Raw genomic sequence first — 24,522 nt, forward strand, 5'->3', positions numbered from 1 at the left:
TCACATCCGGAAGACGCCGAAGCCGCCGCGCGCGCCCTCGACCGGCGCGCCGTGGACGGCGGACATGCACAGGCCGAGCACCGTACGGGTGTCGCGCGGGTCGATCACACCGTCGTCGTAGAGTCGCCCGGACAGGAACATCGGCAGCGACTCGGACTCGATCTGCTGCTCCACCATGGCGCGCAGGGCCGCGTCGCCCTCCTCGTCGTACGGTCTGCCCTTGGCCGCCGCCGACTGCCGGGCGACGATGGACAGCACCCCGGCGAGCTGTGCCGGGCCCATCACCGCCGATTTGGCGCTCGGCCAGGCGAAAAGGAAGCGTGGGTCGAAGGCGCGCCCGCACATCCCGTAGTGCCCGGCGCCGTAACTCGCCCCGATCAGCACGGAGATGTGCGGGACACGCGAATTGGCGACGGCGTTGATCATCATCGCGCCGTGCTTGATGATGCCGCCCTGCTCGTACTCGCGGCCGACCATGTAGCCGGTCGTGTTGTGCAGGAACAGCAGCGGTATGTCGCGCTGGTTGGCAAGCTGGATGAACTGCGCGGCCTTCTGCGACTCCGCGCTGAACAGCACCCCTTGGGCGTTGGCGAGGATGCCGACCGGATAGCCGTGCACCTCCGCCCAGCCGGTGGCCAGGCTCGGCCCGTACAGCGGCTTGAACTCGTCGAATTCGGAGCCGTCGGTGATCCGCGCGATCACGTCGCGCGGGTCGAAGGGGGTGCGCAGGTCGCCGGGCACGATGCCCAGCAGCTCTTCCTCGTCGAAGAGCGGCGGCAGCGGATCGGGGCGCGGATCGGCCCCGGATTTGCGCCAGTTGAGGCGGGCGACGATCCGGCGCGCGGTGCGCAGCGCGTCCGGTTCGTCCAGCGCGAAGTAGTCGGCCAGGCCGGAGCGGCGGGCGTGCATGTCGGCGCCGCCCAGTGACTCGTCGTCGCTCTCCTCGCCCGTCGCCATCTTCACCAGCGGTGGCCCGCCGAGGAAGACCTTGGACCGCTCCTTGACCATCACCACGTGGTCGGACATGCCCGGTATGTAGGCGCCGCCGGCCGTGGAATTGCCGAACACCACGGCCACCGTGGGGATTCCGGCCGCCGACAGCCGGGTCAGATCCCGGAAGAGGGCGCCGCCGGGGATGAAGATCTCCTTCTGGCTGGGCAGATCCGCGCCGCCCGACTCCACCAGGCTGATCACCGGCAGGCGGTTGGCGAAGGCGATCTCGTTGGCCCGCAGGGCCTTCTTCAGCGTCCAGGGATTGCTTGCGCCGCCGCGCACCGTCGGATCGTTGGCGGTGATCAGGCACTCCACGCCCTCGACCACGCCGATCCCGGTGACCAGCGACGCGCCCACCGTGAAGTCGCTGCCCCAGCCCGCGAGCGGGGAGAGTTCGAGGAACGGGGTGTCGGGGTCGAGCAGCAGCTCGATCCGTTCGCGGGCGAGCAGCTTGCCGCGCCCGCGGTGCCGCTCCTGGTACTTGGCGCCGCCGCCGGCCAGTGCCGCCGCATGCGCGCTCTCCACCTCGGCGAGCCGCTCCAGCATCGCGGCCCGCCGCTCGGCGAAGTCCGCCTCGGTGACGCCGAGTCCGGTCATGACGTGCTCCCCTCGATGGAGTCGGCTGCTGTCGCCGTGCCGGGCGCCGAACCCGCACCGCGCGGCGCCCGCCCCGTGCCCGGCGCCCCCGCGAAAGCCTGCGCGATCGACAACCAGGCGTCGGCGTCCGCCCCTTGGGCCCGTACGGCCACGTCGTCGCGGTGCCTGCGCCGCACCGCCAGCAGACAGAAGTCGAGCGCGGGACCGGTGACCCGCTGCTCGGCGTCCTCCGGGCCGAAGGCCCACAAAGTGCCGTCCGGCGCGGTGAGTTCGACCCGGAATTGCGCGCCCGGCGGGGTGCGTCCGTGCACGGCGTAGGCGAAGTCCCGTGCCCTGACCGCGATCCGGGCCACGTGCCACAGCCTGCGCGTCGGCGTACGGACGACGCCCAGTGCGTCGGCGATGTCCTCGCCGTGCGCCCAGGTCTCCATCAGCCGCCCCGTCGCCATCGACGCGGTGCTCATCGGCGGCCCGTACCAAGGGAATCGGCGGTCCGGCGGCTGCCCGGTGAGCGTGGCCCACAGCCGCGCCCGGCCCGAGCGCCAGCGCTCCAGCAGCACGGGCGGCGCCCAGGAGGCGCCCTCACGGGCGCCGGCCTCCACATAGGTGCCGAGCGGGGCCGTCGCCCCGCCGGCCTCGCGGGTGAAGGCGTCGGCGTCCTCGACGGCCAGCAGCGCCTTGGCGTCGGTCCAGCGCAGATGGGAGATCTGATGGGCGACGGTCCAGCCCTCGGCCGGTGTCGGGGCGGCCCAGTCGGCGGGCGCGAGCCCGGCCACCAGGCTGTCGAGCGCGTCGCTTTCGGCCCGGAGATCGGCCAGCACGGTACGGACGGACTGCGGATCGGCCATGGGGACGAGAGTGGCAGCGGGGGCCGTCAACAATCAAGCATGCGTGCATGATTGTTTCTGCGGCCGATCACGACCCCCTTCGGGGCGATCACGAACAGCGGCCTCCCGGACCCGCCGTCCGTCCGCCCACCTCAGCCGACGACCAGCACCAGCTTTCCGCGTACCCCGCCGGCCTCGCCCGCCCGGTGCGCCGCCGCGACCTCGGCCAGCGGATACGTCCGTACGTCGGGGACGGCGAAGCGCCCGGACTCGATCAAGGGGCCGATCTCGGACAGCACATGGAGCGCGCGGCCGGTGTCACCGCGGCTGAAGGTGACGCCGTGCTCCTGGGCGCCCGCGAAATCGGCGACCGTCACCACATGTTCCGCGCCGCCCGCGAGCCCGATCAGCTCCGGCAGCACACCGCTGCCCGCCACGTCGAGCGCCCGGTCGACACCGCCCGGGACGAGCGCCCGCACCCGGCCGGCGAGGCCCGCGCCGTACGCGACCGGCTCGGCGCCGAGCGCGCGCAGATAGTCGTGGTTGGCGGCGCCCGCCGTGCCGATCACCCGCGCGCCGCGCGCCACCGCGAGCTGGACCGCGGCGCCGCCGACATTGCCTGACGCGCCGTTGACGAGCAGCGTGTGCCCGGCCGCGACGCCGAGCGTGTCCAGCGCGCGGGTGGCCGTCTCGACGGCGGCCGGCAGCGCGGCAGCGGCGGCGAAACCCAGCACGGCCGGGATCGGCGCGTAGTGCGCGAGGACGGCCGACTCGGCCTGGGCGGCCTCCTCGGCGGTGAAGCCGAACACCCGGTCACCGACGGCGGCGTCGGTGACGCCCGCACCGACCTCGTCCACGACGCCGGCCGCCTCGTGGCCCATGGTCTGCGGCAGCTCCTGGTCCATCAGGCCCTCGCGCTTCTTCCAGTCGCTCGGGTTGAGGCCCGCCGCGCGCACCGCGATCCGTACCTGACCGGGACCGGGGTGCGGGTCCGGCAGCTCCACCAGCTCCAGCACCTCGGGGCCGCCGAACCGGCTGAAACGCACTGCCTTCATCGCTCGCTCCGATCCCGCCCGCACACCGGTGGGTTCGCCGCCGTGCTGCCCGGCGGCGAACAGCGTTCGTCCCCCGACACGCTACGACACCGAGCGGCGGCGCGCAGGTCAGCCGCGGGCGGCCCGCCGGGCGAGCATGGCCTCGCGGCGCTCGTCGAAGCGCGTGGCCTGCTCGTTGAGACCGCCCATGAACATGCCGAGTTCCTGCTGGGCCTGGAGTCCCTCGGGGCCGAGCCCGGAGATCTCCAGCACCTTCAGATGGCGCAGCACCGGCTGGAGCACGTCGTCGTGGTGGATCCGCAGGTTGTAGATGCCGCCGATCGCCATCCGGGCCGCGGCCCGCTCGAAGCCCGGCATGCCGTGGCCCGGCATGCGGAATTCCACCACCACGTCACGGATCGCGCGCAGCGCCAGGTCGGGCGCCAGCTCCAGCGCCGCGGCCAGCAGATTGCGGTAGAAGACCATGTGCAGGTTCTCGTCGGTGGCGATCCGGGCGAGCATCCGGTCGCACACCGGATCGCCGGACTGGCGGCCGGTGTTGCGGTGCGAGACCCGGGTCGCCAGCTCCTGGAAGGCGACGTACGCCACCGAGTGCACCATGCTGTGCCGGTGGTCGTGCTCGAAGCCCTCCGACATGTGCTGCATGCGGAAGCGCTCCAGCTCGACCGGGTCGACCGCGCGGGACGTCAGCAGATAGTCGCGCATGACGATCGCGTGCCGGCCCTCCTCCGCGGTCCAGCGGTGCACCCAGGTGCCCCAGGCGCCGTCGCGGCCGAAGAGGGTGGCGATCTCGTGGTGGTAGCTGGGCAGATTGTCCTCGGTCAGCAGATTCACCACGAGGGAGATCCGGCCGACATCGGTGACCTTCGACTGGTCGGGCGCCCAGGCGTCGCCGCCCATGATCCCGTCGAAATTCCGGCCGTCGCTCCACGGGACGTACTCGTGGGGCATCCACTCCTTGGCGACGCCGAGATGCCGGTTCAGCTCCCGCTCGACGACCTCCTCCAGCGCGTAGAGCAACGTCGCGTCGCTCCAGACGTCGGTACGGGCACGGTCGGGCGAGGTCAGGGTCACGGGGTCTCCAGGGGGGACGGGAGCAGGACAGGTACGAAGGCGGGGCAGGGTGACACGCACCTACGCCTCCGTAACTTACGCAACCGTAGGTTAAGGGGAGATAAGAAGCAACCGCCGCAGGTGGCGGGCCCGGCCGCCGGGGGGCGGGTCCGGGCGCCGACTCCGTTCGCCGGCTCCGTTCGCCGGCCCGGCCGCCTGCCGGTGAAAGGCTTTCGACCCGGTCCCGCCGCACCCGATAAACTCCGGCCCCTTATGAGTGCCACTCTCGTCGCCAAGAATCTGGCCGCCGGACACGGCGACCGTGTGCTGTTCTCCGGTCTCGACCTGGTCGTCGCCCCCGGCGACGTCATCGGTCTGGTCGGCGCCAACGGCGCGGGCAAGTCCACCCTGCTGCGGCTGCTCGCCGGGCTCGCGACCCCCGAGGACGGCTCGCTGCGGCTGAGCCCGGCCACCGCCACCGTGGGCCATCTGCCGCAGGAGCCCGAGCGGCTGCCCGGCGGCGAGAGCGTGCGCGAATTCCTGGCCCGCCGCACCGGCGTCGCCGCCGCGCAGGCCGCACTCGACGCCGCCACCCAGGCCCTGGTGGACGAGGCGCCCGGCGCCGACGACGCGTACGCGGAAGGGCTCGACCGCTGGCTCGCGCTCGGCGGCGCCGACCTGGACGAACGCGCCGAGGAGGCCACCGCCTCGCTGGGCCTGGGCATCGACCTCGACCAGTCGATGTTCTCGCTGTCCGGCGGCCAGGCCGCCCGCGCCGGCCTCGCCTCGCTGCTGCTCAGCCGCTACGACGTCTTCCTGCTGGACGAGCCCACCAACGACCTCGACCTCGACGGACTGGAACGGCTGGAGAAGTTCGTCGGCGGCCTGCGCGCCGGCACCGTCCTGGTCAGCCACGACCGCGAATTCCTCAGCCGCACCGTCACCACCGTCGTGGAACTCGACCTCGCCCAGCAGCAGGTCAGCACCTACGGCGGCGGTTACGCCGCCTACCTGGAGGAGCGCGCGACGGCCCGGCGGCACGCCCGCGAGGAGTACGAGGAGTACGCCGACACCAAGGCCGGTCTCGAAGCACGCGCCCGGATGCAGCGCGGCTGGATGGACAAGGGCGTCAGGAACGCCATGCGCAAGGCGCCCGACCACGACAAGATCGCCCGCAAGGCGCGCGCCGAGGGCAGTGAGAAGCAGGCCGCCAAGGCCCGGCAGACCGACCGCCTGATCGAGCGCCTCGAGGTGGTCGAGGAGCCGCGCAAGGAGTGGGAGCTGCGGATGGAGATCGCCGCCGCGCCCCGCTCCGGCGCCGTGGTCGCCACCCTGCGCGGCGCGAAGGCGCGCCGCGGCGACTTCGCCTTCGGCCCGGTCGACCTGCAGATCGACTGGGCGGACCGGGTCGCCATCACCGGCGCCAACGGCTCCGGCAAGTCCACGCTGCTGGCCGCGCTGCTCGGCAGGCTGCCGCTGGACGAGGGGCAGAGCACGCTCGGGCCCGGTGTGCTGGTCGGCGAGGTCGACCAGGCCCGCGCCCTCTTCCGCGGCCAGGAGACGCTGCTCGACGCCTTCCGGGCGCCCGCGCCCGACATGGAACCGGCCGACATCCGTACGCTGCTGGCCAAGTTCGGGCTCAAGGCCGCGCATGTGCTGCGCCCGGCCGCGACCCTCTCGCCGGGTGAGCGCACCCGCGCCGCGCTCGCACTGCTCCAGGCCCGCGGCGTCAATCTGCTGGTCCTGGACGAGCCGACCAACCACCTCGACCTGCCCGCCATCGAGCAGCTCGAATCGGCGCTGGCATCGTACGAGGGCACGCTGCTTCTGGTCACGCACGACCGGCGGATGCTGGACGCGGTGCACACCACGCGCCGGATCGCCGTCGCGGACGGCCGGATCACCGAGAGCTAGGGCCCGCGAGTCCGGTACGAGCCGCACGGACAGGCCCCAGCCCCTTCCGTGCGAGCCGAGGGAACCCGTACGGGCCCGGCTGCGTCCCATCCTTGACCGGCACCGAGCGGCCCCCGGGGCGGAACCCCGGACCCGGCCGTGCGGGTCGGCCGCCGGAGGAGGACAGGGATGCGCGCTCGGACGCTCGCCGCGGTTGCCGCTGTACTGCTGGTGGCCGGCTGCGGCTCGGCCACCGGAGTCCGCGTGGGCGCGCCGGACCCGAGCGCCACGAGCACCCGGCCGGTCTGCGGCGACCTGACGGTCGCCCCGGGCGGCGGGGCCGACGGCCGTGAGGTGTGCCTGAGCGTCGGCAGCACGCTGAAGGTCACGCTCGCCCCCGGCGACCAGCCTCCCGGCGAGCAGGGCGACGCGCTCTCCGAGATCTCTCCCGGCGTCTACCGCGGCGCGCGGGCGGGCACCGCCGTGCTGAGCGGCTTCCGGCACGCCTGCCCCGGCGCCACCCCCGGTGCCATGTCCTGCCATGCCATCGCGGGGTGGAAGATCACCGTCGACGTGCGGTGATCGGAAAATCGCCGGACCCGGGTCGGCAGTGGGGGCCGACCCGGGTCCGACGATCATTTTCCTACTGAATCCTTCACACTCGCTGGATCCTTCACATCACCCGACGGGCGTCAGCTGACGTTGACGGCGGTGTCGTCGATGAGGAAGGAGGTGGCGAGGCTGGAGTCCTCGGTGCCGGTGAACTTCAGGGTGACGGTCTGGCCCTTGTAGGAGGAGAGGTTGACCGAGCGCTGGACGTAGCCGCTGCCCTTGTTGAGGTTGGAGTAGGTGGCCAGGGTGGTGCTGCCGGCTGCGACGGTGAGCTTGTCGTAGGCGGTGCTGGTGGTGGTCTCCTGGCTGCTGACGTAGAGGTAGAAGGTGAAGGTGGCGCTGGTGCAGGTGGAGGGGATGGTGACCGACTGGGAGAGGGTGTCGGTGTGGGTGGTGCCGTAGCCGTCCAGCCATGCCTTGTAGGAGCCGGAGTGGGCGGGGGCGCTGGTGCTGTTGTCGATGACGCCGGAGGACTGGGTCCAGCCGGTGGCGCCGCTCTCGAAGCCCGGGTTCGTCAGCAGCTGCGCGCTGGTGCAGGTGCCGCCACCGCCCGAGGTCGTGACCGCCCAGGAGAAGGACGCGGTACCGCTGGCGTTCGTGCCGTCCTTGACGGTGACCGTGACGTTCGAGGTGCCGGTGGCGGTCGGGGTGCCGGAGATCAGACCGCTGGAGGCGTTGATCGACAGACCGGCGGGCAGGCCCGTCGCACTGTAGGTCAGGGTCTGGCCCGACGCCGAGTCGGTCGCGTGGATCTGCAGGCTGGCCGCGGTGTTCACCACGGTCGACTGGCTGCCCGGGTTGGTGACCGTCACGGTGTTGCCGCCGGTGGAACCGCCGTTGGTGAAGGCGGCCGTGCCGTTCGGCGTACCGAGACCCGTCGGGCCGTCGTAGCCGGACTTGGCGGTGCACAGGTAGCTGCCGCCGCACGAACCGTTGGAGCCGCTGGTCACGTCGTTGAGCGAACCGGTGTGGGAGTAGGGGTAGGAGGCCGGGGTGGTGTTCGCGGCCGGGGTGCCGGCCAGCGCGTAGACGGAGGCGATGATCGGCGACGAGGCGCTGGTGCCGCCGTAGACCTGCCAGCCGGACGCCTGGTAGCTGTCGTAGACGGCGAGGCCGGTGGCCGGGTCGGCGACGGCGGAGACGTCGGCGATGGTGCGCTTGGAGCAGCCGGTGTCGGTCTGCCAGGTGGGCTTGGCGTCGTAGGCGGAGCAGCCGGAACCGGTGCCCTCGGTGCTCGAGGTGTTCCAGACCGTCTCGGACCAGCCGCGGGTGGTGCCGCTGGCACGCTTGAGCGCGGTGCCGCCGACGGCGGTGACGTACTTCGAGGCGGCCGGGTACTCCGCGCCGTAGCCCTCGTCACCGGAGCTGACGGTGATGGCGACGCCCGGGTGGTTGAAGTACTGCGAGTCCGCGGTGGTGTCCGAGGAGTCCTCGCTGCCGCCGTAGCTGTTGGACACGTACTTCGCGCCCTGGGCGACGGCCTGGTTCACCGCGGTGCCCAGGTCGTCCATGCTCGCCGAGGTGGCCTCGACCAGCAGGATGTGGCACTGCGGGCAGACCGCGCTCACCATGTCGAGGTCGAGCGAGATCTCGCCGGCCCAGCCGGAGTCGGGGCTCGGCAGTGACGTGGTGGAGCCGTTCTGGTTGATCTTCTTGAAGCAGCCGTTGGCCGTGGTGCAGGCCGGCAGACCGTACTGCGAGCGGTAGGTGTTGAGGTCGGCCGCCGCGTTGGGGTCGTCCTGCGCGTCCACGATGGCCACGGTCGCCCCGGCGCCCGCCGACGACGGCAGCGCGTAGGCGCTCTGCAGGTCGGTGGGTCCGTAGCCGGACGGGGTGGCGTTCGGGGTGATGCCGAGGTGGTGCATGACATCGGTACGGGTCAGCGCCATGCAGGCCATCTGACCCTTCTTGGCCGGGGCGGCGCACAGGCGCTGGGTGTGCGCGGTGGAGGAAGCGCCGGTCGATGCCGTGGACGCGCCGGTCGACGCCGCCGCGTGGGAGGAGGCGGCGGAACTGCTCGCGGCCGGGGCGGCGACGGACGGTGCCGCGGTGGCCAGCAGGCCACCGGTGACCAGAGCCGCGGCCGACAGTACGGCGACGGCCGTACGGCGTACGGCGCGTCTGGTCCGGCCGGGGTGTGACGACTTCAATGAACTGCCCTCCATGGGGGGATCCGCTCCCGAGGGCGTCCGGCGCCGATCTTCATGTCACGGTCATGACAACCGATCATGCGACGGCAACGCCTGGGGACTTCGTGTGGCGCACGTTCACTGGTGATCGGGATGTCAACGGATGTCAACTACTGTCGATTGCCACCCCGTTGAGTGGTGGCCGAGGATGAACGTAGTGAACTCGGCACCAAGGGACTACCGGCCAATGGCAAAGAGTTCCCCTCGGATCGGCCTGGATCCACCCCCGGCTCGCTTCCGCAGAACGATCTCCGCCGTATACGTTGTGGCGCCATGGAGACGGAGGAAGGACCGGTCAACGACCTTGTCGCGCTGGGTCTCGCGCGGTACGAGGCGCGGGTGTACCTCGCCCTCGTGCGGCGCGAGTCGTACACCGCGGCCGAGGTCGCCCGGGAGGCGGACGTGCCGCGGCAGCGGGTGTACGACGTGCTCGACGCACTGGTGCGGCGGCGGCTGGCCAGCACCCGGCCCGGCCGGGTCGCCACCTTCTCCGCGGTCGCGCCGGAGCTGGCCGTCGCCCGGCTGATGGCGCTCCAGCGCGAGACCCTGGAGCGCCTGGACCGGGTCTCCTCCGCGCTGACCGCGGCCCTCGTCCCGGTCTGGGCGGACGGCCGTACCCAGACCGTGCCGATGGACTACGTCGAGATCCTGCGCGACCCCAAGTCGATAGCCGAGGCGTTCACCGACATCCAGGGCCAGGCCACCCACGAACTGCTCAGCTTCTGCAAACCGCCCTTCGTCGCCCCGGCCGCCAACACCCCGGGCATCAAGGTGGTGCGCCGGCTGCGCCGGTCCGGCGGCTCGGTGCGGGCGATCTACACCCACGACTCGCTGGACGACGCGGCGGTGCGCGAGAGCGTCCGCCGGTTCGGCGCCGCGGGCGAGGAGCACCGCTTCACCGCCGACCTGCCGCTGAAGCTGGTGGTCGCCGACGCCTCGCTGGTGCTCTGCGACATGCCGGACCCGGTGGCCGGGACCGGCGCGACGACCGCGCTCTACATCGAGCACCCGGCGCTCGCCGCGTGCCTGCGGCTGGCGTTCCTGACCGTCTGGGAGGGCGCGCAAACGGTTCCGCAGCAGCAGGCGTGACGCGTACGGCGGCAGCGGGCCCTGACGCGTATGGGGCCGCGAGGGCTCTCCGCGTCCTGTCCTGAAGGCGACGCGGACCTGTGGCGAAGAGCACGGAACCCCGCTGTCGCGGGGCGGCTGCCTATACAGTGACCGCGTGGCCGTGTTCCTGCTGGGAGTCAGTGCCGCGTGCTGCCTCGGCCTCGGCTTCGTGCTGCAGCAGCGTGCGGCGGCGCGTGCCTCGCTCGCGGACTTCCTCTCCTTCCGGCTGCTGCTGCACCTGATGCGGATGCCGGACTGGCTGCTCGGCGTCGGCCTGATGGTCTGCGGCCAGGTCCTCGGCGCGATCGCGCTCGCGTACGGCGAGGTGTCCCTCGTCGAACCGCTCACCGCCACCAATCTGCTCTTCGCCATGGCGCTGGCGCGCTGGCTCACCCCGCGCCAGTCGCTCGGCCTCAGCGGCTGGGGCGGGGTCGCGCTGCTGGCGCTCGGCGTGACCGTTTTCATCGTGGCGGGCCAGCCGCGGGGCAGCACCGCCGAGGCGGGCGCGCTGCGGCACTGGCTGGTCTTCGGCATCGTCGCCGGGCTCGCGCTGCTGCTGGTCGGCGCGGCCAAACGGCTGCCGCCGTCCTCCGAGGCGACGCTGCTGGCGCTGGCCGCCGGTCTGCTCTACGGGCTCCAGGACGCGCTGACCCGGATCTGCAGCCAGATCGCCAAGGACGACGGGGTCACGTCCCTCGCCGTGCACTGGCAGCCGTACACCGTCGCGGTCATCGGGCTCACCGGCATGCTGCTGGTGCAGAGCGCCTTCGAGACCGCCTCGCTGCGGATGTCGCTGCCCGCGCTCACCGCCGCCCAGCCGCTGGCCGGCATCGCCTGCGGCATAGGTTTCCTCGGCGACCGGCTCCGCGTCACCCCGGGCGCCCTCGCCTGGGAGGCGGCGGGGCTCGCCGCCATCACCGTCGGCGTCGTCCTCCTCGGCCGGCACCCGGCCATGCCCCCGGGCACCGCCGACCGCGTCCCGGTCGGCGCGACCCGGCTCCGCTGACCGGCCTGCGGCCCGTTCTCCCGTACGGCGCGACCGTCGGTTTTCGGCCGCGCCGCCGGTCGTACGGCGGTGTCGTGCGCCGGTGCCGTACGGCGGTCAGGGCGACTCCGGGGTCCAGGTGAAGTGGGGCTCGCGGCGTTCGAGGAAGGCGGCGACGCCCTCGGCGGTGTCGCCGCTGAGGGCAGCCCTGCGCTGCCAGTGGGCGGCCCGGGTGTCGTCGGGGGCGTCCGCGGACGCCGCGAATTCCTTGGCGGCGGCCTGGGTGAGCTGCGAGCGGGACCGTAGGACGTCGGCGAAGTCCCGTACGCGCTTGTCGAGTTCGTCCTCCGGCAGCACCTCGTCCACCAGACCGGTACGCAGCGCCCGCTCGTCGTCGATCAACTCCGCCGAGAACAGCAGGTACTTGGCGGTGGCGGGGCCGGTGAGGTCGACCAGCCGCCGGGTGGAGGAAGGCGCGTAGACGATGCCGAGGCGCGCCGGCGTCACCCCGAAGCGGGAGCCGCGCGCGGCGAAGCGCAGATCGCAGGCGACGGCGAGCTGGCAGCCGCCGCCCACGCAGTAGCCGCGGATCGCCGCGACCGTCGGCTTGGGGAAGGCGGCCAGCGCCTCCTCGGCGGCCACCGCGGCGGCCTGCGGGGCGTGCGAGCCGCCCGCGTCCGCCAGCCCCGTGATGTCCGCGCCCGCGCAGAAGGTGTCGCCCGCACCGGTCAGCACCAGCACCCGTACGGCAGGGTCGGCGGCGAGACCGTCGAGCAGCGCCGGCAGCTCCTCCCACATGGCCGTCGTCATCGCGTTGCGCCGCGCGGGATTGCTGATCGTCACGGTCGCGGTGCCGTCGGCGATGCTGACGGACAGACCGGGGCCGGAGGTGGCCATGCGTGCTCCTCAAGGAGGGAGGTCAAGGTGGGCGACATGTGCGGCGGTGACCGGTGCCCGTCGATCCTACGGTGCACGTGCAGACGCCTCCGGTCGAACAGTACGAGAAGCGTCCCGAAGCGACCGCGAACCGATCACTCGGCACCACTCGGCGATCGTTTCCGGTCAAAAATTACAGAAAGGTGCGGACTTACGGTTTCCGGCCTGCTCGGCTCCCGCCGGACCGGACACTCGAAGCTGTGAGGCGGAAACTGCCGGGGTCGCCGGCGGGGGCCCGCGGGGACACGTCACGCGAAAGCGATGGTGGGTGCGGTCATGGAGGTGCGCGGGAGCGTCCCGCCCGATCAGGCTCCGGCCCCGAGACCGTACGAGGGGGTGTGGCGGTTCGCCGCCCCGGCCCTCGACTCGTCCGTGCCGCAGGTACGGCGCGGGGTGCGCGCGCTCGTCGCGGAGCAGGGGGTGCCGATCGACGAGGACACCCTGTACGGGCTGCTGCTGATCGTCTCCGAGCTGGTCACCAACGCCGTCAAGCACGCCGCCGTGCTCTCGCCCGAGATCGCCGTTGAGGTGGCGGTCGGCGCCGACTGGATCAGGGTCGCCGTGGAGGACAACCACCCCTACCGCCCCAAGGCACTGGAGGCCGACCACGGCCAGACCGGCGGACGCGGTCTGCTGCTGGTGAAGACGATCACCGGGGAGGCGGGTGGCCAGTGCGACATCACGCAGACCGCGACCGGCGGCAAGGTGATCTGGGCGGCGCTCCCGCTGCGGACCACCGCCCTGTGACGGCGGCGGCTACCAGCCGGCCGTACCGCCGGTGACCTCGCGCACCGCCGGCAGCGCCGCGTCCAGCACCGTCTGGAACCACGCGGAGAACGGGCCCTCCTCGCGCAGCCGCGCCAGCTCCCGCGGGCCGACGAAGACCGTCTCGTCGATCTCCTCCGGGTCCGGCCGCAGCTCGTCGCCGATCACGCCCACGAACAGGTGGTTGTACTCCTGCTCCACCAGGCCGGACGCCGGGTCCGGGTGGTTGTAGCGGACCGTGCCGGCCGCGCGCATCGACACCGGCGCCGCGCCCAGCTCCTCGGCGGTGCGCCGGGCGGCGGCCACGAAGGGCTGCTCACCGGGGTACGGGTGCCCGCAGCAGGTGTTGGACCAGACACCGGGGGAGTGGTACTTGCCCAGCGCCCGCCGCTGGAGCAGCAGCCGGCCGGCGCCGTCGAAGAGGAACACCGAGAAGGCCCGGTGCAGCCGCCCCGGGGCGAGGTGCGCCGACAGCTTCTCGGCCGTACCGATCGTCACGCCGTTCTCGTCGACGAGTTCGAGCAGGATCTGTTCCGCCACGGCGTGATCCGTCACGCTGTGCTCGGCGACTCCATTGGGCGAGGGCGCGGTAGCGGGGGAGCCGGGTCGGCCGGTGGCAGGACTGGTGGGCATATCCATCCTTCGCGTTCGACGACAAGCCCATAGTCTGCCTCACTCCGCGCGCCGCCATCGGCACACCCGACCGGGCGGTGCGGCCGCCCGCGCCCGCGACCCGCCGCACCGCTCAGTGGCACAGCCGCGCCTCGTGCTCCGCGTGCCCGACCGGCTCCAGCTGGAAGGTGCAGTGCTCCACGTCGAAATGGGCGCCGAGGCAGCCCTGGAGATCGTGCAGCATCTTCTCGTAGCCCACCGCCTCCAGGACCTCCTGGCTGACCACCACGTGCGCGGACAGCACCGGCATCCCCGAGGTGATCGTCCACACGTGCAGATCGTGCAGGCCCTCCACGCCCGGCAGCCCCTCGATGTGGCTGCGCACATCGGCCATGTCCACACCCTTGGGCGCCGCCTCCAGCAGCACGTCGACCGCCTCGCGCAGCAGCTGCCAGGTGCGCGGCACGATCATCAGGCCGATCAGCAGCGAGGCCACCGGGTCCGCCTGCCGCCAGCCGGTGGTGAGGAACACCACGGCCGCCACCACCACCGCGAGCGACCCCAGTGCGTCCGCCATCACCTCCAGGAAGGCGCCGCGCACATTGAGACTCTCGCTCTGCCCGCGCATCAGTACGACGAGTGACACCGAGTTCGCGACGAGACCGATCGCTCCGAAGAGGACGGTGCCGCCGCCGTCGATGTGCTGCGGGCTGATCAGCCGCCGCACGCCCTCGTAGAAGATGAAGGCGCCGACGCCGAAGAGCAGCACCGCGTTGAGCACCGCCGCCAGGATCTCGGCGCGCGCGAAGCCGAAGGTGCGGCGCTCGCTGGCGGGGCGGTTGGCGATGTGGATGGCCAGCAGCGCCATCGCGATGCCGGCCGCGTCGGTGGCCATGTGACCGGCGTCGGCGAGCAGCGCCAGGGAGCCGGTGACCGCGCTGCCGACCACCTCGACGGTCAGCACCAGCACCGTGATGCCCAGCGCGATCAGCAGCCGCCCGCGGTAGGCCGCGCCCGCGGTCCCGTCGCCGGGCGGCCCCGTATGACTGTGGCCGTGGCCGTGGCTGTGCCCGTGTGCCGACCCCATGTGCCGCGTCCCCCTCTCGCCCTCGCCGGATCGCCGTGCCGTGCGGCGGTCAGTCAACACCGGTCACCCACCGTGGGCAAGCCGGTACCGGTGACCGTTGTCATGTGCGGTGACCTGCGGTGATGAGCCACGCCTACGGGGTACCCGGAACGCCGCGCACATCACCCGTACGGCGTACGGCGGGCGGCGGTTGTCCGGGCGGCGGTGATCAACGATGATGATCACGCCGAGGACGCCAAGTCCAGGCGAACGGCCGGTGAACGGCGGCCGTCCCGCATCCGATAGCCTCGGCCGTCGTGCCCGGCCCGGACGAGCCGCCCGCGAGAACGCCGGGGCATGCCTTCCGTACGCCTCAAGGCACCGCAGTTCCACCGCAGTTCACGCACGTTTCAGGGAGTGAGTTCCTCTGCCGACCGCCATTGTCACCGGCCCGCACGCCGCGGGACCCGCGGCGCCGCTCGCGGACGACCTGCGGGCGCTGGGATTCCAGGTGGTCGAGGCGGACACGCCCGACGCCGTGGCCGAGCTGCTCGCCCAGGCGCCCGCCGAGGACCGGGTCGCCGTCGTCGACCGGCGCTTCGTCGGTCACCGGCACGCGCTGCGGCTCGCCCTGACCGACCCGCGCTTCGACGCCGCCGCCGTCCCGGGAGCGGTGTCCGCCAGGCCCGCCGCCCGCCAGGCGCTGACCGGTGCGCTCGCGGCGCTCGCCGCCGCCCCGGTGGCCGCGGGACCGCGCGCCGCCGACGGGGCCGCCCCCACGGCCCCGCTCCCCGACGCCCTCGCCGACGCCCTCGACGCGCAGGGCGCCGCCCCGTACCGCCCGGAGCTGGGCGTCCTGGTCGCGGCCGTCCCCGCCGACAGCGCCGGGCGGGCCGCCGCCGAGGCCGCCGTCGCCGCCGTGGACGAGGAGTCGGTACGGCTGCGCAGCGCCGTGAAGTCCCGCGACGGCTTCTTCACCACCCACTTCATCAGCCCGTACTCGCGCTACCTCGCCCGCTGGTGCGCCCGCCGCGGTCTGACCCCCAACCAGGTCACCACCGCCTCCCTGCTCGTCGCGCTGATCGCCGCCGGCTGCGCGGCCACCGGCACCAGGGGCGGGTACGTGGCGGCCGGGGTGCTGCTGCTGGCCTCCTTCGTCCTGGACTGCACCGACGGCCAGCTCGCCCGCTACTCCCTGCAGTACTCGACGCTCGGCGCCTGGCTGGACGCCACCTTCGACCGGGCCAAGGAGTACGCGTACTACGCGGGACTCGCGCTCGGCGCCGCCCGCGGCGGGGACGACGTATGGGCCCTGGCGCTGGGCGCGATGGTGCTCCAGACCTGCCGGCATGTGGTCGACTTCGCCTTCACCGAGGCCAATCACGACGCCGCCGCCAACACCAGCCCGACCGCGGCCCTGTCCGGCCGCCTGGACAGCGTCGGCTGGACGGTGTGGGTACGGCGGATGGTCGTGCTGCCGATCGGCGAGCGCTGGGCCCTGATCGCCGTGCTCACCGCGGTCACCACCCCGCGGATCACCTTCGTCGTCCTGCTCGTCGGCTGCGGCCTCGCCGCCTGCTACACCACCGCGGGCCGGGTGCTGCGCTCCCTCACCCGGAGGGCCCAGCGGACCGACCGTGCCGCGCAGGCGCTCGCCGACCTCGCCGACAGCGGCCCGCTCGCCGAGGCCGGGGCCCGCGCCCTGCGCCCGCTCGCCCGGCGCATGCCGGTCTTCGTACCGCCCGTCGTCGCGCTGATCGGCGCCGCCGCGGTGACCGCGACCGCCGCACTCGCCTCCCGGGGCAGCTGGTGGCCCGTCCTCGCCGCCGCGTTCTATGTCCTGACCTCGGCCTTCGCCGTCGCCCGGCCGCTGAAGGGGGCACTGGACTGGCTGGTGCCGCCGTTCTTCAGGGCCGGCGAGTACGGCACCGTCCTGGCACTGGCGGCCGTCTCCGGGGTGAACGGAGCGTTGCCCGCTGCTTTCGGCCTGGTGGCCGCGGTCGCCTACCATCACTACGACACGGTGTACCGCATCCGCGGTGGCACCGGGGCGCCGCCGCGGGCCCTGGTGCGGGCGGCCGGCGGGCACGAGGGCCGCACCCTGGTGGTCGCCCTCATGGCCGCCCTCGCCCACCACACAGGTTTCACGGTCGCGCTGACGGTGCTCGCCGTCGCGCTCGCCCTGCTGGTCCTCACCGAGAGCGTGCGTTTCTGGGTGTCGTCGGCGGCGCCGGCTGTGCACGACGAATCAGGAGAACCCGCATGATCGGCCTTGTGCTGGCGGCCGGCGCCGGACGGCGTCTTCGCCCCCACACCGACACCCTGCCCAAGGCGCTGGTGCCGGTCGTCGGTCCCGAGGGGCCGGAAGGCGCCGCGGACAGCCTGACCGTCCTCGACCTGACCCTGGCCAACTTCGCGGAGATCGGGCTCACCGAGGTCGCCGTCGTCGTCGGCTACCGCAAGGAAGCGGTCTACGCCCGCAAGGACGCCCTGGAGCGCACGTACGGCCTGAAGCTCACGCTGATCGACAACGACAAGGCCGAGGAGTGGAACAACGCCTACTCCTTGTGGTGCGCCCGTGACGTCCTCGGGCACGGTGTGATTCTGGCCAACGGCGACACCGTGCACCCGGTCTCGGTGGAGAAGACGCTGCTGGCCGCGCGCGGCGGCGGCAAGCGGATCGTGCTCGCGCTGGACACCGTCAAGCAGCTCGCCGACGAGGAGATGAAGGTCGTCGCCGAGCCCGGCAGGGGAGTGCGGCGGATCACCAAGCTGATGGACCCGGCGCAGGCCACCGGCGAGTACATCGGCGTCACCCTCATCGAGGGCGAGGCGGCGGCCGAACTGGCGGACGCGCTGAAGACCACCTTCGAGCGCGACCCCGACCTCTACTACGAGGACGGCTACCAGGAGCTGGTCGACCGCGGCTTCACCATCGACGTCGCCCCGATCGGCGACGTCGCCTGGGTCGAGATCGACAATCACGACGACCTCGCCAAGGGGCGGGTGATTGCGTGCCAGTACTGACCCGGCTGATTCCGTCGCCGGTCGTCGTCGATATCAGGGCGGGCGCCCTGGACGGCCTCGGCGCGCTCCTGGCCGACCAGCGGATCTCCAGCTCCGGCAGGCTCGCGGTGGCCGCCAGCGGCGGCTCCGGCGTGGCGCTGCGCGAGCGGCTGTCGGTGACACTGCCCGACGCCGACTGGTTCGAGGTGGGCGGCGGCAGCATCGACGCGGCCGTCAAGCTCGCCGACGCGATGCGCGGCAACCGCTACGACGCGGTCGTCGCGCTGGGCGGCGGCAAGATCATCGACGCCTCGAAGTACGCCGCGGCCCGGGTCGGCCTGCCGCTGGTCGCGGTGGCCACCAATCTGTCGCACGACGGCATCTGCTCGCCGGTGGCCACCCTGGACAACGACAACGGACGCGGTTCCTACGGTGTCCCGCCGCCGATCGCGCTCGCCATCGACCTGGACGTGGTCCGGGAGGCACCCGCCCGCTTCGTCCGCTCCGGTATCGGCGACGCGGTCTCCAACATCAACGCGATCGCGGACTGGGAGCTGTCCCACCGGGAGACCGGCGAACGCGTCGACGGACTGGCCGCGGCCATGGCCCGTACCGCGGGCGAGGCGGTGTTGCGGCACACCGGCGGCATCGGCGACGACGACTTCCTCACCACGCTCGCCGAGGCGCTGGTGCTCTCCGGCATCGCGATGTCGGTCAGCGGCGACAGCCGCCCGGCGTCCGGTTCCTGCCACGAGATCCTGCACGCCTTCGACCTGCTCTTCCCGCAGCGGGCGCCGGCCCACGGCGAGGGCGCGGGCCTGGGCGCCACCTTCGCCATGCACCTGCGCGGCGCGACCGAGCAGGCCGGTCTGGTCGCGGAGGTGCTGCGTCGGCACGGACTGCCGGTGCTGGCGGCCGACGTCGACTTCACCGAGGCCGAGTTCGTCGAGGTCGTGCGCTACGCCCCGCAGACCCGCCCCGGCCGCTACACGATCCTCGAACACCTCGACCTGTCCGCCACCGAGATCAGGGACGCATACGCCGACTATGTCAAAGCCATCAGTAGCTGAACTGCGCCCGGTCGTGCACCCGCCGGGTGTCAAGGACCGGCGCAGCGGCGAGCACTGGGCCGGCCGGCTCTACATGCGCGAGCTGTCGCTGCGCATAGACCGGCACCTCGCGCCCACTCGCGTCACGCCCAACCAGCTGACGTATTTGATGACCGTCTTCGGCGTGCTCGCCGCCCCCGCGCTGCTGGTGCCCGGGATCGCGGGCGCCGTCCTCGGTGTGCTGATGGTGCAGCTGTACCTGCTGCTGGACTGCGTGGACGGCGAGATCGCCCGCTGGAAGCAGCAGTTTTCGCTGTCCGGCGTCTACCTGGACCGGGTCGGCGCCTATCTGTGCGACGCCGCCGTGCTGGTCGGCTTCGGGCTGCGCGCCGCCGACCTGTGGGGCAGCGGCCGGATCGACTGGCTGTGGGCGTTCCTGGGCACCCTGGCCGCGCTCGGCGCGGTGCTGATCAAGGCAGAGACCGACCTCGTCGGTGTCGCCCGCCACCAGGGCGGACTGCCACCGGTCAAGGAGGCGGCGTCCGAGCCGCGCTCGTCCGGCGTCGCGCTGGCCCGCCGGGCCGCGGCCGCGCTGAAGTTCCACCGCCTGGTGCTCGGTGTCGAGGCGTCCCTGCTCATCCTGGTGCTGGCCGTCCTCGACCAGATCCGCGACGACCTGTTCTTCACCCGGCTCGGCGTCGCCGTCCTGGCCGGAATCGCCCTGCTGCAAACCCTGCTGCATCTGGTATCGGTCCTCGCGTCGAGCAGGCTGAAGTGAGCACGCCGGGGGCGCCGCTGCGACTCGGCGCGGTGATCATCACCATGGGCAACCGCCCCGCGGAGCTGAACGACCTGCTGGACTCGGTCGCCAAGCAGCAGGGCCCGCCCGTGGCGGTCGCGGTGGTCGGCAACGGATCGCCGCTGCCGCCGCTGCCGCCCCAGGTGCGCACCGCGGAACTGCCCGAGAACCTGGGCATCCCCGGCGGCCGCAATGTCGGCATCGAGCTGTTCGGACCCGGCGCGGAGGAGGTCGACGTCGTCCTGTTCCTGGACGACGACGGGCTGCTGCCCGGTGACGACACCGCGGAACTGGTACGGCAGGCGTTCGACGCCGATCCGGAACTGGGCATCATCAGCTTCCGGATCGCCGATCCGGAGACCGGGCAGACCCAGCGCAGGCACGTCCCCCGCCTGCGCGCGTCCGACCCGATGCGGGACTCCCGGGTCACCACCTTCCTGGGCGGCGCGTGCGCGGTACGCAGCCGGGTCATCCAGCAGGTCGGCCCGCTGCCCGCCGAGTTCTTCTACGCCCACGAGGAGACCGATCTGGCCTGGCGCGCCCTTGACGCGGGTTGGCTGATCGACTACCGGCATGACATGGTGCTCTTCCACCCGGCGACCTCACCGGCGCGGCACGCGGTCTACCACCGGATGGTGGCCCGTAACCGGGTGTGGCTGGCCCGGCGCAATCTGCCCTGGCCCCTGGTCCCGGTCTACCTCGGCGTCTGGTTCCTGCTGACGCTGGCGCGCAGGCCGTCCCGGCCGGCGCTGCGTGCCTGGCTCGGCGGATTCCGCGAGGGCTGGGCCACACCGTGCGGTCCGCGGCGGGCGATGCGCTGGCGGACCGTCTGGAGGTTGACCCGGCTGGGCCGACCCCCGATCATCTGACAAGCTCGGACCTGAGAGCATCAGGCGCAGCCCGGGAATCCCCCTGCCCCCGGCGCGCACCTTGAGGACGAAAGTGTCAACTGTGAGCGAGACAACGCACGATGGTGCGGTCGCCGTCGGTGCCCCACCCGCACCCACGGCCGATGACGGCCTCAGCCCCACCGAGCTGGCGGCCAAGTACGGTCTGTCCGTCAGTGGCGCCCGGCCGGGCCTGGTGGAGTACACCCGCCAGTTGTGGGGCCGGCGACATTTCATCAACGAGTTCGCCAAGGCGCGCACTCAGGCGCAGTACACCCAGGCCCGACTCGGCCAGCTCTGGCAGGTGATGACGCCCCTGCTGAACGCGGCGGTGTACTACCTGATCTTCGGTCTGCTGATCGGCACCAGCAAAGGCATCGACAACTTCATCGCCTTCCTGGTCACCGGCATCTTCATCTTCACCTTCACGCAGTCCTCGGTGCTCAGCGGTGTGCGTGCGGTGGCCGGCAACCTCGGTCTGATCAGGGCGCTGCACTTCCCGCGCGCCTCGATGCCGATCGCCTTCACGCTGATGCAGCTGCAGCAGCTGATCATGTCGATGTTCGTCCTGCTGGCCATCGTGCTGATGACCGGCGAGGTACCGACCATGAACTGGCTGCTGCTGTTCCCGGCGCTGTTCACGCAGTGGATCTTCAACACCGGCCTGGCGCTGATCGTGGCGCGGCTCGGCAGCAAGATGACGGACCTGGCGCAGCTGATGCCGTTCATCCTGCGCACCTGGATGTACATGTCCGGCGTCATGTACAGCATCGACAAGCTGACCAACAGCGCGCCGCACTTCGTGCGCATCCTGCTCGACATCAACCCCGCCGCGGTCTACATCGACCTGATGCGTTTCGCGCTGATCGACAGCGTCACCTCCTCGCAGCTGCCCCCGCACGTGTGGGCCTCGGCGGTCGGCTGGGCCTTGCTGGTGGGCATCGGCGGCTACGTCTACTTCTGGAAGGCGGAGGAGCAATATGGCCGTGGCTGAGCAGCAGAGCGTCGAGAGGACCCAGCGGCCCTCCGACACCCGTGTCCCCACGGTGATCGTGGACGACGTGCACATCGTCTACACCGTGCACGGCGCCGGCACCGGCCGGGGCAGCGCCACCGCGGCGCTCGGCCGGCTGCTGTCGCGCAAGTCGTCGCCGAACGTCCGCCGCGTGCACGCGGTCAAGGGCGTCAGCTTCACCTCGTACCGCGGTGAGGCGATCGGCATCATCGGCTCCAACGGCTCCGGCAAGTCGACGATCCTGCGGGCCATCGCCGGTCTGCTGCCGCCGGAGCGCGGGAAGATCTACACCGACGGCCAGCCGTCCCTGCTGGGTGTCAACGCGGCGCTGATGAACGACCTGACGGGTGAGCGCAATGTGATCCTCGGCGGTCTGGCCATGGGCATGACGCAGGAGGAGGTGCGTAGCCGCTACCAGGGGATCGTCGACTTCTCGGGCATCAACGAGAAGGGCGACTTCATCTCGCTGCCGATGCGGACGTACTCCTCCGGTATGGCGGCCCGGCTGCGGTTCTCGATCGCGGCGGCCAAGAACCACGACGTGCTGATGATCGACGAGGCACTGGCCACCGGCGACCGCGCCTTCCAGCGCCGCTCCGAGGCCCGCATCCGGGAGCTGCGCAAGGAGGCCGGCACCGTCTTCCTGGTCAGCCACAACAACAACTCCATCCGCGACACGTGCGACCGCGTGGTGTGGCTGGAGAAGGGCGAACTGCTGATGGACGGCCCGACCGACGACGTGCTCAAGGCGTACGAGGACCACACCAAGTAGCCGCCCACCGCCGTCTTCTGCCCGCTCTCAGGTGTACGAGGTCCCCGTCGGACGATCCGGCGGGGACCTTGTATTTCAATCGCACCACGTGTCACGCCCCCGGCGTACGCCGCAGCATCACCGGTCGTAAGCTGTACCGGTGCTGGGAGCCTGCCGATGATCGATACCGCTGATGCCGCTGGTCGACACCCGGGTGCGACACCCGGAGCGGTGTGTCCGAAATGGGAAGTATCTGCTGCTGGGCGGTGTAGAACGGGGGGTGTGGCGGCCATGATGATCGGGACCATCCTGCTCCGGGGCACGTTCGCCGCCTGTGTGCCGGGACATCCACGGTGACCGGGGACGCGGAGTCCCGGGCCGTCCTGGACAAGGCCGCGCGCGAGAACTTCCCCGTCGCACCGGTGTTCCTGCCGCGCGCCTGGCGCCGGGACCTGATGGCGGTATACGGATTCGCCCGGCTCGTCGACGACATCGGTGACGGCGACCTCGCGGCCGGCGGCCGGGACGACGCGGTCCGGCTCGGCCTGCCCGCGGACAGCGCCGACGACCGGCTCGCGATGCTCGACGCCTTCGAGGCCGACCTGAACCGGGTGTTCGACGGCACCCCCCGTCACCCGCTGCTGCTCGCGCTCCAGCCCACGGTCCGCAAGCACGCGCTGACCCCGGAACCCTTTCTCGGCCTGATCGCCGCCAACCGCCAGGACCAGCAGGTACGGCGCTACGAGACGTACGACGACCTGCTCGCGTACTGCGAGCTGTCGGCCAATCCGGTCGGCCGGCTGGTGCTCTCCATCACCGGCACCTCGACCCCCGAGCGGGTCCGCCGGTCCGACGCGGTCTGCACGGCGCTGCAGATCGTCGAACACCTCCAGGACGTCGCCGAGGACCTCGCCCGCGACCGGATCTACCTGCCCGCGCAGGACATGAAGCGGTTCGCTGTCGAGGAGTCAGATCTCGCCGCGGTCACGGCCGGCGCACAGGTGCGTGCCCTGGTGGCTTTCGAAGCGGAGCGCGCCGGATACTTGTTGGATGAAGGTACCCCCCTGGTGGGCAGCGTCCGTGGCAGGCTCAGGCTGCTGCTCGCCGGATTCGTCGGCGGCGGCCGTGCCGCGCTGAAGGCGGTCGAAGGAGCGGGGTACGACGTACTGGCGGTTTCGCCGAAAGCCACCAAGCCCGGCCTGCTGCGCGAGGTGGGGTCGACATTGCGAAGAGAGGGGTGAGCCGGACCGTGAACGGTTCCGCCCACACGTCCGGTCCCGTGCTCGCGGCATACCGCTACTGCGAGGCTGTGACCGGCCACGAGGCCCGCAACTTCGCGTACGGAATCCGCCTGCTGCCCGCCGAGAAGCGGCAGGCGATGTCCGCGCTGTACGCGTTCTCGCGCCGGGTCGACGACATCGGCGACGGTGAACTCCCGCCGGAGGAGAAGGCCGAGCGGCTCGACGGCACCCGTGCGCTGCTCACCAGGATCCGCGCCGGCGAGGTCGCCGAGGACGACACCGACCCGGTCGCGGTCGCGCTCGCCGACGCCGGCCGGCGCTTCCCGCTGCCGCTGGAAGGGCTCGACGAACTCATCGACGGCGTCCTGATGGACGTCCGCGGCGAGACCTACGAGACCTGGGACGACCTGGCCGTCTACTGCCGCTGCGTGGCGGGCGCGATCGGACGGCTCTCGCTTGGCGTGTTCGGCACCGCGAATGGGCACGATCATGCCCGTGCCGCGGAATATGCCGACACGCTCGGCCTCGCCCTGCAACTCACCAACATCCTCCGGGACGTCCGCGAGGACGCCGGGAACGGACGGACGTACCTGCCCGCGCAGGATCTCGCCAAGTTCGGCTGCGCCGCCGGTTTCCACAGCGACACCCCGCCGCCCGGCTCCGACTTCGCCGGCCTGGTGGAGTTCGAAGTACGGCGCGCCCGCGCCCTGTTCGCCACCGGATACCGGCTGCTGCCGATGCTCGACCGGCGCAGCGGCGCCTGCGTCTCGGCGATGGCCGGGATCTACCGCAGGCTGCTGGAGCGGATCGCCGCCGACCCCGAGGCCGTACTGCGCGGCCGGGTCTCGCTGCCCGGGCGCGAGAAGGCGTACGTCGCCGTCCGCGGCCTGGCCGGACTCGACGCGCGGCGCACCGCACGCTCCCCACGAGGTGACGCGTGAGACCATCCCCCGACGGCGCGGGTCCGCGCGCACGGAACGGGGCACAGTACGTGGGCGACAAGGCAACCACCGGGACACGCACAGCGTCACTGCCAGCAACGGTTCACCGTGTTCGGTGCGGCGGGACCGAAGGGGGGAGG

At 72.1% G+C, this 24,522-nt stretch carries 22 protein-coding genes; 14 read left to right on the forward strand and 8 right to left on the reverse strand.

Features of this window, described 5'->3' with window-relative positions; all coding sequences use genetic code 11:
• The 4 genes from BM076_RS01285 to BM076_RS01300 form a co-directional block, all read right to left on the reverse strand.
• Positions 1-1,590, reverse strand: a complete 1,590-nt coding sequence (locus tag BM076_RS01285; protein ID WP_093711411.1) for an acyl-CoA carboxylase subunit beta — start codon at positions 1,588-1,590, stop codon at positions 1-3.
• The gene (locus BM076_RS01290; protein ID WP_093711412.1) at positions 1,587-2,438 is read right to left on the reverse strand and encodes a TIGR03084 family metal-binding protein; all 852 of its coding nucleotides are present in this window, start codon (positions 2,436-2,438) and stop codon (positions 1,587-1,589) included. Before BM076_RS01290 ends, BM076_RS01285 begins: the two co-directional genes overlap by 4 nt.
• 131 nt (positions 2,439-2,569) lie before the next feature.
• Positions 2,570-3,472 carry an NADP-dependent oxidoreductase gene (locus BM076_RS01295; RefSeq protein WP_093711413.1) on the reverse strand — a complete coding sequence of 301 codons (903 nt, stop codon included), beginning with the start codon at positions 3,470-3,472 and terminating at the stop codon, positions 2,570-2,572.
• A 108-nt stretch (positions 3,473-3,580) separates the two neighbouring features.
• Positions 3,581-4,546: an acyl-ACP desaturase gene (locus BM076_RS01300; protein ID WP_093711414.1), complete on the reverse strand. Its 966-nt coding sequence runs from the start codon at positions 4,544-4,546 to the stop codon at positions 3,581-3,583.
• Positions 4,547-4,798: 252 nt separating this feature from the next.
• On the opposite strand from BM076_RS01300, the gene BM076_RS01305 reads away from it, so the two are divergent.
• The gene (locus BM076_RS01305; RefSeq protein ID WP_093711415.1) at positions 4,799-6,439 is read left to right on the forward strand and encodes an ABC-F family ATP-binding cassette domain-containing protein; all 1,641 of its coding nucleotides are present in this window, start codon (positions 4,799-4,801) and stop codon (positions 6,437-6,439) included.
• A gap of 168 nt (positions 6,440-6,607) precedes the next feature.
• Positions 6,608-7,000: a hypothetical protein gene (locus tag BM076_RS01310; RefSeq protein WP_093711416.1), complete on the forward strand. Its 393-nt coding sequence runs from the start codon at positions 6,608-6,610 to the stop codon at positions 6,998-7,000.
• A gap of 110 nt (positions 7,001-7,110) precedes the next feature.
• Here the strand turns inward: BM076_RS01310 and BM076_RS01315 are convergent, their stop codons facing one another.
• On the reverse strand, positions 7,111-9,180 hold the full coding sequence (locus BM076_RS01315) for a putative Ig domain-containing protein (protein WP_245795634.1): 2,070 nt from the start codon (positions 9,178-9,180) through the stop codon (positions 7,111-7,113).
• A 312-nt stretch (positions 9,181-9,492) separates the two neighbouring features.
• On the opposite strand from BM076_RS01315, the gene BM076_RS01320 reads away from it, so the two are divergent.
• Both BM076_RS01320 and BM076_RS01325 read left to right on the forward strand, forming a co-directional pair.
• The gene (locus tag BM076_RS01320) at positions 9,493-10,308 is read left to right on the forward strand and encodes a TrmB family transcriptional regulator (protein WP_093711418.1); all 816 of its coding nucleotides are present in this window, start codon (positions 9,493-9,495) and stop codon (positions 10,306-10,308) included.
• 136 nt (positions 10,309-10,444) lie between these two features.
• Complete coding sequence (locus BM076_RS01325; protein WP_093711419.1) at positions 10,445-11,335, forward strand: DMT family transporter; 891 nt, start codon at positions 10,445-10,447, stop codon at positions 11,333-11,335.
• A gap of 96 nt (positions 11,336-11,431) precedes the next feature.
• On the opposite strand, the gene BM076_RS01330 is transcribed toward BM076_RS01325, so the two are convergent.
• Complete coding sequence (locus BM076_RS01330) at positions 11,432-12,211, reverse strand: enoyl-CoA hydratase/isomerase family protein (protein ID WP_093711420.1); 780 nt, start codon at positions 12,209-12,211, stop codon at positions 11,432-11,434.
• A gap of 315 nt (positions 12,212-12,526) precedes the next feature.
• Here BM076_RS01330 and BM076_RS01335 point away from each other — a divergent pair, with 315 nt between their 5' ends.
• Positions 12,527-12,997: an ATP-binding protein gene (locus BM076_RS01335; RefSeq protein ID WP_093711718.1), complete on the forward strand. Its 471-nt coding sequence runs from the start codon at positions 12,527-12,529 to the stop codon at positions 12,995-12,997.
• Between the two features lie 9 nt (positions 12,998-13,006).
• Here the strand turns inward: BM076_RS01335 and idi are convergent, their stop codons facing one another.
• Both idi and BM076_RS01345 read right to left on the reverse strand, forming a co-directional pair.
• On the reverse strand, positions 13,007-13,648 hold the full coding sequence (gene idi, locus BM076_RS01340; protein WP_093711421.1) for an isopentenyl-diphosphate Delta-isomerase: 642 nt from the start codon (positions 13,646-13,648) through the stop codon (positions 13,007-13,009).
• Between the two features lie 112 nt (positions 13,649-13,760).
• Positions 13,761-14,714, reverse strand: a complete 954-nt coding sequence (locus tag BM076_RS01345) for a cation diffusion facilitator family transporter (RefSeq protein WP_093711422.1) — start codon at positions 14,712-14,714, stop codon at positions 13,761-13,763.
• 406 nt (positions 14,715-15,120) lie between these two features.
• Between BM076_RS01345 and BM076_RS01350 the strand changes: the two genes are divergently transcribed.
• The 9 genes from BM076_RS01350 (at position 15,121) to hpnD (ending at position 24,382) form a co-directional block, all read left to right on the forward strand.
• On the forward strand, positions 15,121-16,959 hold the full coding sequence (locus BM076_RS01350) for a DUF5941 domain-containing protein (RefSeq protein WP_093711423.1): 1,839 nt from the start codon (positions 15,121-15,123) through the stop codon (positions 16,957-16,959).
• On the forward strand, positions 16,956-17,720 hold the full coding sequence (locus BM076_RS01355; protein ID WP_093711424.1) for a phosphocholine cytidylyltransferase family protein: 765 nt from the start codon (positions 16,956-16,958) through the stop codon (positions 17,718-17,720). Before BM076_RS01350 ends, BM076_RS01355 begins: the two co-directional genes overlap by 4 nt.
• Positions 17,708-18,769, forward strand: a complete 1,062-nt coding sequence (locus BM076_RS01360; protein ID WP_093711425.1) for an iron-containing alcohol dehydrogenase family protein — start codon at positions 17,708-17,710, stop codon at positions 18,767-18,769. The genes BM076_RS01355 and BM076_RS01360 overlap by 13 nt, the downstream gene beginning before the upstream one ends.
• Positions 18,747-19,526, forward strand: coding sequence for a CDP-alcohol phosphatidyltransferase family protein (locus BM076_RS01365; protein WP_093711719.1), 780 nt, complete (start codon positions 18,747-18,749; stop codon positions 19,524-19,526). The genes BM076_RS01360 and BM076_RS01365 overlap by 23 nt, the downstream gene beginning before the upstream one ends.
• A gap of 44 nt (positions 19,527-19,570) precedes the next feature.
• Positions 19,571-20,416 (forward strand): glycosyltransferase family 2 protein, encoded by an 846-nt coding sequence (locus BM076_RS01370; RefSeq protein WP_093711720.1) that lies wholly within the window; start codon positions 19,571-19,573, stop codon positions 20,414-20,416.
• A gap of 82 nt (positions 20,417-20,498) precedes the next feature.
• Entirely contained in the window at positions 20,499-21,428 is a 930-nt protein-coding gene (locus tag BM076_RS01375) for an ABC transporter permease (protein WP_093711426.1), read from the forward strand.
• Positions 21,415-22,221 (forward strand): ABC transporter ATP-binding protein, encoded by an 807-nt coding sequence (locus BM076_RS01380; protein ID WP_093711427.1) that lies wholly within the window; start codon positions 21,415-21,417, stop codon positions 22,219-22,221. Before BM076_RS01375 ends, BM076_RS01380 begins: the two co-directional genes overlap by 14 nt.
• Before the next feature lie 332 nt (positions 22,222-22,553).
• On the forward strand, positions 22,554-23,441 hold the full coding sequence (hpnC, locus tag BM076_RS01385) for a squalene synthase HpnC (protein ID WP_245795635.1): 888 nt from the start codon (positions 22,554-22,556) through the stop codon (positions 23,439-23,441).
• A complete protein-coding gene (hpnD, locus tag BM076_RS01390) occupies positions 23,438-24,382 on the forward strand; it encodes a presqualene diphosphate synthase HpnD (protein WP_177246271.1) in 945 nt (314 codons plus the stop codon). Before hpnC ends, hpnD begins: the two co-directional genes overlap by 4 nt.
• Positions 24,383-24,522: the final 140 nt, after the last annotated feature.

It is taken from the genome of Actinacidiphila alni, from assembly GCF_900112845.1.
GTDB classification, from domain to species: domain Bacteria; phylum Actinomycetota; class Actinomycetes; order Streptomycetales; family Streptomycetaceae; genus Actinacidiphila; species Actinacidiphila alni.